Here is a 9,662-nt window from a genome sequence, read left to right on the forward strand (position 1 = left end):
TGATGTGTGCTGAAAAAACAGGAGGTTTTAACTTGGTAAACTAAACACACTCATCAGGAGTTTACCATGAGCAAGAAACACAAGACTTACACCACAGAATTTAAAGCTGAAGCCATCAAATTAATTGAAGCCAATCAAGGCAATGTCTCGGAAACAGCTAGACAACTTAGCATTTCAATGCAAACTCTTTCAAATTGGAATACCAAAGCAAAGGCTGGAACTTTAGCAGGTACAAAACAGTATTCACCTGATCTAAACGCTCTACTCGAAGAAAATAAAAAACTCAAACAACAGCTCAAAATAGCTGAAATGGAACGTGAATTTTTAAAAAAGGCAGCAGCGTACTTTGCCAAAGAAAGTCAGTAAGGTACGCCTATATGAAACAAAAAAGATATTCTTTTCCAATTACCTTAATGGCTCGATTACTTCATGTTTCAGTTTCATGTTTTTATGATTGGCTCAAGAGAGGCGTGAGCAAAAGAACGATTCAACGAAATCAACAGACGATATTGGTGAAAATAGCCCATGAGGAGACAAGGCAGAGCTATGGTTATATTCGATTAACCAAATACTTACAAGCTCAGGGCATAAAAATGAGTATGTACGCTGTACGTCAGATAAAAGCGCTGAACCACCTGTATTGTAAGCGACACAAGCGTTTTAAAAGGACTACGAATAGTGACCATAATCGAGCGATCTATGAAAACCTGCTGGAGCAACAATTCTCAATGACTAGACCAAATCAAGCATGGTCAAGTGATATTACGTACATATGGACTGTTGAAGGATGGCTGTACTTAGCAGCGGTAAAAGACCTTTACACGAAACAAGTGGTTGGCTATAGCTTAAATGAGCGCATGACAGCACAGCTTGTTTGTAATGCGCTAAATATGGCTATTCACAATCAAAAACCAACCAAAGAACTGATTGTGCATTCAGACAGAGGAAGTCAATATTGCAGCCATGAATATCGAAATATACTTGAGCAATATGGTTTTCAAGGTTCAATGAGCAAGCGCGGAGACTGTTACGATAATGCACCGATTGAAAGCTTTTGGGGAATACTGAAAAATGAGTTAGTGCATCATTACAACTATCAAACCAGAGAAGAAGCCAAAGCAGATATTATAAAATACATTGAATTATTTTATAATCATCGAAGAATTCAAAAGGGTTTGGGTTTTAAGACACCAAATCAAATGGCCGAAGACTTTTATAAGTTGGCTGCCTAGAATCTCCCAAGGGAAAGTCTCCTGATAATTCAGCGTATATCATTAACTTTTTAAATCTAAAAAACAGGAATTTCATTTATGTCTAAACACTATGATTATATTGCGATTGGCGGAGGCAGTGGCGGTATTGCATCAGTCAATCGTGCTGCCATGTATGGTAAGAAATGTGCACTGATAGAAATGGGTGATATTGGTGGAACCTGTGTCAACGTAGGATGTGTTCCTAAAAAAGTGATGTGGTATTCAGCTCAAATTGCCGATGCGATTCATAAATATGGTCCTGACTATGGCTTTAATACAGAATTGAAATCCTTTAACTGGAAGAAATTAGTTGAAAACAGACAAGCCTATATCAGCCGAATACATACATCGTATGACACAGGACTAGCTAAAAATAATGTTGATGTCATTCGAGGTTTTGCAAAATTTTTAGATGCTCAAACAATTGAAGTAAATGGTGAAACGTACACAGCTGACCATATTTTAATTGCTACGGGGACTCAAGCATTCAAACCTGAAATTGAAGGTGCTGAATATGGTATTGATTCCAATGGTTTCTTCGGATTAGAACACTTACCGAAGCGGACTGCTATTGTTGGTTCTGGCTATATTGCTGTGGAATTGGCAGGTGTTCTTAATGCATTGGGTTCGAATGTACAATTATTTATTCGTAAACATCAGCCTTTGCGTGGATTAGATCATTTCCTTGGTAAAACACTATTAGAGAATATGCGCAGTGAAAATATTAACGTGCATACTCATAGTCAGATTAACAAAGTGACTAAAGTTCAAGATAACTCACTTGTATTACACCTAGAAGATGGTACAGAACATAGTGTAGATTGCTTGATTTGGGCAATTGGTAGAAAACCTGCAACTGAAGCGATCAATCTTAATAAGACTCAAGTTCAATTGAACGAGAATCGCTTTATTCATGTTGATGCATATCAAAATACAACACAGTCTGGCATTTATGCAGTGGGTGATATTACAGGTAAAGTCGAGTTAACACCTGTTGCTGTGGCAGCGGGTCGAAGACTGTCTGAACGTTTATTTAACAATAAGCCAAATGAACATTTAGATTATGAAAATATTCCGACTGTGGTGTTTAGTCACCCACCTATTGGAACAGTTGGATTAACCGAAGATCAAGCCATAGAAAAATTTGGTAAAGATGCCATCAAAATTTATAGTTCTTCCTTTACATCCATGTATACAGCGATAACAGAACATCGACAACTCACAAAAATGAAATTAATTTGTGTAGGAACTGATGAGAAAGTGGTCGGAATTCATGGTATTGGATACGGTATGGATGAAATTCTGCAAGGCTTTGCTGTTGCTTTAAAAATGGGAGCAACTAAAAAAGACTTCGATAACACTTTAGCAATTCATCCGACTTCTGCTGAAGAATTCGTCACAATGCGTTAATCATTGATCATCTAAAAGAGCATTTATTTATATATTTGCTCTTATTTTTATATTCTATATCCAAATTATGAACTTTCAACAACTTAGAATTATTAGAGAACTCACTCAACATAATCTCAATTTATCACAAACAGCACATGCTCGGCTTTGTTGCACAAAGATTTGAAATGCAAAGCGCCCCTAATTGAGCCAAATTTAAGGCGTAACTTGGGTAAGTGGTCGACCTAATTCCGTAAATCTGTTAAGGACTGCTACACGTGCATGGATCTCATTCACTTGGCTATCAAAACTCCTTGCACTGAGTTTATCTCCTAATAATTTGATGCAATGCATCTTAGTTTCAACCAAACTTCGCCGATGATAGCCTGACCATTTTTTCCATAGTGTCCTGCCTAAACGTTTAATTGTTCGAAGTAATTCATTTCGCTCTAGCGAGCTACTCTTTGTATCTTTCCATGGTTTCGCATTTTTTCTAGGTGGAATCACCGCATGCGCTTGCCGATCTGCAATGACCTGACGGCATTGCTTGGTGTCATAAGCTCCATCGGTATAAACAGAGTTAATCCGCTCATCTTGTGGAATCTGATTAAGTAAATCACCAAGCACCTGTGAATCACTGACATTATTGGTTGTAAGCTGAACTGCTCGTATTTGCAGGGTTTTAGCATCTATACCAATATGAAGTTTACGCCATTGGCGACGATATTCAGGTCCATGTTTCTTGCGTTTCCATTCGCCCTCACCTAGAAACTTCATGCCTGTAGAGTCCATGAGTAGATGCAGCCCATCGCTACTTTTTTGGTAGCTGATTACAATATCAATATGCTTTTGTCTTCTACAAAGAAATTTTTGATAAGTTATTACGTAAACACTTAAAAAAATGTATTTGAGGTTCCATACCTACTGGTGGTTGAGGTATATCAAACAACAAATGCATTTTTGCTAAGACAGGCCTATATTCAATACAAGCAATCGCTGTTGTAGAGTCCATATCTAAATCAATGATAAATGGTGAAAGAGGCCCTAAAGTCGGGGCATCACTATCGTATCGAAATGTCAAAGAAAGAGTGATTATAGGCAGTGTATTATATATCTGCTCTGGACTTGCCCCCTCTTCTTTCAATTTTCTTGCATTTAAAAACTTCTCACGAGACAAACTAGAAAAATCTTCCAACCTAAAACGGGCTCCTGACTCACCACAAAAACAATCAAATATGCTAGTAAAAGATGTTTTTCCGCTATTATTTCGCCCTACAATCACAGTTGAATTCTTTTCTAATACAATCTCAATATCTTCAAGAAGTCTATACCCCTCAACTCTAACTTTTTCGATACGCATTGTTCCCCCCAAAATACATTGGTTATTGTAACTTTATCTATTTTTTCAAAGGTTTCGCCCAAGAAGAGCATGTAAATTATTTTGTGTACATTACGTTCTTTATAAATGATTTTTTAGCTAGTCGTCCACGCATTCGACAACTGCTCAGCTTGCTTCATCACAAGCTCAATCGCTTCAGCCGCTTTATCAGGCGGGTATTTCCATCGCTGCAAAGTACGACGTACTAATATTTTCAGCTGAGCACGCACACTATCCCTAACCTGCCAATCCACTGTCGTTGACTTCCTAAGCTTCTCTGTAATCTCTCGTGCGATCTGTTTCAGCGTATCGTCTCCAAGCTCTCTGACAGCACTTTCATTGTTTGCCAAAGCATCATAGAAAGCGATTTCATCAGGATTCAAACCAAGTGCAGCTTCACGCTGCATCTCTGCCTGAAATTCTTTTGCCATTTGAATGAGTTCTTCAATGACCTGAGAAGTTTCAATCGCTCGGTTATTGTATTTCCTCAAGGTTTCCTGCAAACGGTCAGAGAAGCGTTTTTCCTGTACCACATTGTTTCGCGTCTTTGCCTTAATGCCATCATTGAGTAACTTTTCCAGAAGTTCAACTGCCAAGTTACGGTATGGCATCTGCCGTACATCTTCCAAGAACTCATCTGAAAGCAAGCCAATATTAGGTTTATCCAAACCACACATTGCAAAGACATCTGTTACGCCATCAGCAATGACAGCATTGTCCAGAATCTGTTTTAGCGTACTGTCCTTTTCCGCTTGCGACAGTTTACGATCTACAGAGGTATGCTTGCTAATGACCGCTTTAATGGCTGAGTAAAAGGCAATTTCTTTGTGCAGGTTCTTCGCTTCATCCAAGGTGCTGCATAAAGAGAAGGCTTTATTGATTGCCAGAACTAAATCAAGAAAACGCTTTTTACCATCCTTTAAGCTCAGCACATAGTTAGCTGCGGGGATAATCAGTCGGTGTGCCTGAGTTTCATAAGCACCCAAATCCATACCTGCCTGCTCGTTGGTTTTGGTGAACATTCCTCGTATTGCATCCATCTTTTCAGCAAGCACTGCATAGGCTTCTTCTGCACGTAAAGTCGGCTCACCTTTCCCTTTGGCATCGGTATAGGTTTTTAAGGCCAGCTTCAATTCATTAGCAATGCCGATATAGTCAACAACTAGTCCACCCTGCTTATCTTTAAAGACACGGTTCACACGTGCAATTGCCTGCATGAGGCTATGCCCCTTCATCGGTTTGTCGATATACATGGTGTGCGTACACGGTGCATCAAAACCTGTAAGCCACATATCGCGTACAATCACCAGTTGTAAAGGATCGTTTACGTCCTTAAAGCGTTTCTCAAGGCGTTTTTTAGTTTGCTTATTGTAGATATGCGGCTGCAATAATGGTTTATCTGAAGCTGAACCCGTCATCACAATTTTGATTTTGCCTTTTTCAGGATCAGGGTCATGCCAATCTGGACGTAAGGCAATAATCTCATTGTAAAGGTGGACACAGATCTCGCGGCTCATGGTCACAATCATGCCTTTACCCGCCGTGGCTTCTGTACGGGCTTCAAAGTGTGCGACTAAATCCGCAGCAATCTGTTTCAGCCGTGGTGTGGCACCCACCAGCTTTTCTAGTCGGCTCCACTCACTTTTGGTCTTTTCACGACTACCGACATCTTCCTCATCTTCTACCACTTCATCGACTTGATCAGACAGTTCCTCGATTTCAGCTTTATTAATATCTAATTTTGCCAAGCGTGATTCGTAGTAGATTGGGACGGTTGCACCATCATCGACGGCATCCTGAATGTCGTAAATCGAAACATAATCACCAAAGACAGCTCGGGTGTCTTTATCCTCACTCGAAATCGGAGTTCCGGTAAAGCCAATAAAAGCAGCATTCTTCAAAGCATCGCGCATGTGCTTGGCATAGCCGAACTTGTATGTGCCATCATTACCTAGTTTTGCTTTCAAACCATATTGGCTACGGTGTGCTTCATCTGACATCACCACAATATTGTGGCGTCCATTCAATAATGGATGCTCACTCTCACCATCTAATAATGCAAACTTTTGTACTGTGGTAAAAATGATTCCACCAGACTCACGCTCAGCCAAAAGCTGTCTTAGCTCACCACGGTTATTGGCTTGAACTGGCGTTTGTTTTAATAAATCTTGAGCATTGCTAAAGGTTTCAAACAACTGTCCATCTAAGTCATTACGGTCAGTGACGATTAACAAGGTTGGGTTGTGCATGGCAGGCTGCTGTAATAGCTTGCCTGCATAGCAGCACATGGAGATACTTTTACCTGAGCCTTGGGTATGCCAAACAACGCCTGCTTTCTTATCCCCATTCGGATTGGCTGCTGCAATGGTCGCTTGTACCGCTTCCCTAACCGCATGGAACTGATGGTAGCCTGCAATTTTCTTAATGGTCTTTTCGCCATCTGTTTCAAATAACACAAAGAATCGGATGTAATCTAAAAACAATTCTCGATCAAAGAAGCCACGAACAACTGTTTCTAGCTCCCACTCTAAAGCAGGTTTGTCATCTTCATTCTTAATCGTACGCCACGGCAAAAAGCGTTCCTGATTCGCTGTCAGTGAACCAATACGAGCTGTTACGCCATCACTTACAACTAAAGCTTCATTAAAGATAAATAGATCCGAGATTTCTTCTTTATAGGTTTGCAGCTGGTTAAAGGCATCCCAAATATCCGCGTTTTCATCAGTTGGGCTTTTTAACTCCAACACGGCAAAGGGAATACCATTAATAAAACAGATGATGTCAGGACGTCGAGGTTGTTTAGTACCTAGAATAGTAAATTGATTGATAGCAACAAATCGGTTTTGATGGACATGGTTGAAATCCACCAAGAAGGCATGGTCGTGTACCCAATCATCTTGCTTCTTATACGTGACAGGTACCCCCTCCAATAACATACGGTGGAAAGCACGGTTATTAATGACTAAATCCAAACTTTCAGTCTTGCTCAGTTTTTGCCAAACCTGCTCAAAACAGCTCGTAGGCAAGTGTGGATTTAATCGTTCAAATGCAGCATGTAAGTCTGATTCAATTAAGACTTGTTTATAGTCTTTGCGTAGGGGATTACTGCTGTCGGGTGCAATATCAATGCCATGAACGACTTCCCAGCCATTTTCAGCAAACCAATCGAGGCAGAGGTTTTCTAGTTGTATTTCATTCATTTCAAAGCCCTATAACTTCGCTCGTCCATTTGCACAATCAATTGCAAAACTTAACAATTGTTCTAATTGATCATGGTTTTGTGAACCATCTTCATTAGAAGTAACTTGATACCAAATTGGCTTAATGCCTACACTAGAAATTAAAGTCTCTTTTTCAAGGTTATTATCGCTTTCAAATTCTGGAAAAAATGCAAAATGATTTGGAATATCAAAAACATTAGAATTTACAACATCTAAAAATAATTCTAATGTCCTATCTAATTCCAAGCTACAGCCAATAAATACTAAAGAGTGACTGATAAAAATTTGTCGTAAAACTTTAGCTAATGGTTTAGTGTAATCTAAGCAGTCACAGCCATATGCGTCATCATATTGCTGTTTAGAAAAAATATATGTTTCATTAACCTCAAATGTCCCGTGCAATTTTAAAATACAACGTGAACCTTGAACAAGTTGCGATGCAAAACCGCTATGTTGTTGTATACCATGCATAAAACCTTGAAAAGGTCGGCTTTTTTCTTCAAAGACTCTTTCAAGCAACTTATCAAAGTTAGTTGTAATAACACACCCATCAGTTAAAAGTGGTATTAACTCAATAATTCCTTTTAAATTTTTATTTTCTGCACCATCAAATTTAGTATTAATTATATTATCTACTATCACCTTATTATGTTCATATAGTTTTTGAACTGCGGTTAAATAATCTCTATTTAAAATCAAATCTTTAACTTGCTGTAGACTCGTATTAGCGGGTTTCCCTGCTTTCTGGTCAGATATCGATTGAGATTCTAACTTTTTAACAATGTATTCAATTAGTTCACCCCAAAGCGGATATTTATAAGGTCTAGATATGCCAGCACCTACAAATGGGGCTACTCTTTTTTTCCTTAATACATCTACAAATCTATTAAAAATATTAATTTGATCTGATTCATGTAAATAATCTTTGATTGCAGAATGTCTATCCAATATTTCCTGACCTTTCCAACGCCCAAACTCATCAAGATAAGCTGTAGGATCATGCCAAAATAAAATATCACTTGGGTCTAGCAGATACTCATTTCCCTCATCTTGCATGGTAGTTAAACCACGAAAACTTATAGGTGATTCTCCATTTAAGGCTTGATGAAATTCAGCATTAGTTTTATCTAAAACATCTTTTAAACTCGCTTTGAATTTTTGAACCGTAGTAGCCAATCCTTCCAATTCTTTAGTCATTAGTGTCCTCCTGAAAACTAGACACACTAATCTCACCTGATAATAATTTTGGTAATAAAGTATTTCTAAGATTCATAAGTACTAAATTTTCACGTAGAGAGTATTCGATATCTTCATGCAATATTTTAACTTTTTTAGCGAAATAATCAGTTAAGTTAATATCTGCAATTACAACCTGTTTTGAAGTCAACTCCATCCAATGTCGTCTGTACTCTTGAAATTTCTGTAAATCTTTAATTGCATAATACGTCCAATATGAGTTTCTCTTTTTACCCGTAACCGCAATAACATTTTCAGAGACATCAAAATTACTTAACATTAATTTTGTGATACAAGTATGATCGCCAAATATAAATGCAGGTTCTTCTTTGGAAGCAGGAATACTTCCTTCTTCATTATGAAAACCCAAAATAACATTTGAGCCTTGTTCCAGAACAAAAGTTCGCCCAAAGCTATTGACATCATTTTTTTTGAATCTTTTTTTAATTTTTATTCTATTTAAAATGTCATCTACTTTGGTAATACTCCACCCCTTCGGTACTTCCCCTAACTCACTTTCTACCAATTCATCAGGAAACAGCGCAGCAGTTGCTTGCAATTCAGTTAAATCTTCTTCAGGCATTTGCTGAAGCTCTTCTTCGCTTTTACCACTAATGGCACACATCGCAGCAAGTTCAGGATCTTCACCATTCTGCTTAGCTGCAATTTTGGCACGCACAGGGTCAAAGTCGATAAACCAGCTTTTAAATATAGCTTGAGCTATGGATTCTAGAGTTTGGTTGATTTTCGTATTAATTAATGTCTTTTTTTCAATTGAATCAATTGTTTTTGTTATTGAATCGCGTTCTTCTTTAGGAGGAATTGGAATGCCAATTTCCCGTACATCTTTTAAATTCAAAGTTTTTTGAACTGTAGTATTTAATCTAGCTTCTATTAAATGTTGCGCGGGCTTACTTGCTAGTACGTAACGTATCCAAGACCGCAATTGAGTATCTTTGAGGCGAATCACAGCCAATGCTCTAGCCACGTTCCAGCCACACATTTCATCAGTTACGATTACACAATCACCAGGATTACCTACCAATGTCAGTAAAAGCTCAGAACCATTTAAACGAGTCCTTTTATACTCTGGCGAATTCAAACATGAGGTGCGACAGTTTGAAAAGTCTTATGATAATCAACAAGCTGAGCAAATTTCTCTAATGGTGTAAGCCAATCTAACGC

The 9,662-nt window shown here is 38.4% G+C and carries 5 protein-coding genes and 2 pseudogenes; 2 read left to right on the top strand and 5 right to left on the bottom strand.

What is annotated here, in order from left to right; all coding sequences use genetic code 11:
- The first annotated feature begins 66 nt into the window (after window positions 1–66).
- Together MKL51_RS20920 and gorA are read left to right on the top strand one after the other, a co-directional pair.
- Window positions 67–1,232, top strand: a protein-coding gene (locus tag MKL51_RS20920; protein ID WP_085944217.1) for an IS3-like element ISAba22 family transposase whose coding sequence is annotated in 2 segments (ribosomal slippage) — window positions 67–325 and window positions 325–1,232 — 1,167 coding nt in all. Because the reading frame shifts where the segments join, the coding sequence is not laid out codon by codon here.
- A 78-nt stretch (window positions 1,233–1,310) separates the two neighbouring features.
- Complete coding sequence (gorA, locus tag MKL51_RS20925; protein ID WP_002122354.1) at window positions 1,311–2,663, top strand: glutathione-disulfide reductase; 1,353 nt, start codon at window positions 1,311–1,313, stop codon at window positions 2,661–2,663.
- 195 nt (window positions 2,664–2,858) lie between these two features.
- Here the strand turns inward: gorA and MKL51_RS20930 are convergent.
- From MKL51_RS20930 to MKL51_RS20950, 5 genes and pseudogenes are all read right to left on the bottom strand, one after another.
- Window positions 2,859–3,506, bottom strand: a pseudogene (locus MKL51_RS20930) (IS5-like element ISAba12 family transposase); the annotation flags it as partial.
- 1 nt (window position 3,507) lies between these two features.
- Window positions 3,508–4,002, bottom strand: a pseudogene (locus tag MKL51_RS20935) (AAA family ATPase); the annotation flags it as partial.
- A 113-nt stretch (window positions 4,003–4,115) separates the two neighbouring features.
- Window positions 4,116–7,220 (bottom strand): type I restriction endonuclease subunit R, encoded by a 3,105-nt coding sequence (locus MKL51_RS20940; RefSeq protein ID WP_087400453.1) that lies wholly within the window; start codon window positions 7,218–7,220, stop codon window positions 4,116–4,118.
- A gap of 9 nt (window positions 7,221–7,229) precedes the next feature.
- Window positions 7,230–8,438, bottom strand: coding sequence for an SIR2 family protein (locus MKL51_RS20945; RefSeq protein ID WP_017482069.1), 1,209 nt, complete (start codon window positions 8,436–8,438; stop codon window positions 7,230–7,232).
- Complete coding sequence (locus tag MKL51_RS20950) at window positions 8,431–9,579, bottom strand: restriction endonuclease subunit S (protein ID WP_270904395.1); 1,149 nt, start codon at window positions 9,577–9,579, stop codon at window positions 8,431–8,433. The genes MKL51_RS20945 and MKL51_RS20950 overlap by 8 nt, the downstream gene beginning before the upstream one ends.
- Between the last annotated feature and the right edge of the window lie 83 nt (window positions 9,580–9,662).

This window comes from Acinetobacter sp. AOR18_HL (assembly GCF_027855145.1).
GTDB classification, from domain to species: domain Bacteria; phylum Pseudomonadota; class Gammaproteobacteria; order Pseudomonadales; family Moraxellaceae; genus Acinetobacter; species Acinetobacter pittii.

Excerpts from the sequence above, each read along its gene's own strand:
- gorA (WP_002122354.1), top strand. The coding sequence starts at position 1,311 with ATGTCTAAACACTATGATTATATTGCGATTGGCGGAGGCAGTGGCGGT.
- MKL51_RS20940 (WP_087400453.1), bottom strand. The coding sequence starts at position 7,220 with ATGAATGAAATACAACTAGAAAACCTCTGCCTCGATTGGTTTGCTGAA.
- MKL51_RS20945 (WP_017482069.1), bottom strand. The coding sequence starts at position 8,438 with ATGACTAAAGAATTGGAAGGATTGGCTACTACGGTTCAAAAATTCAAA.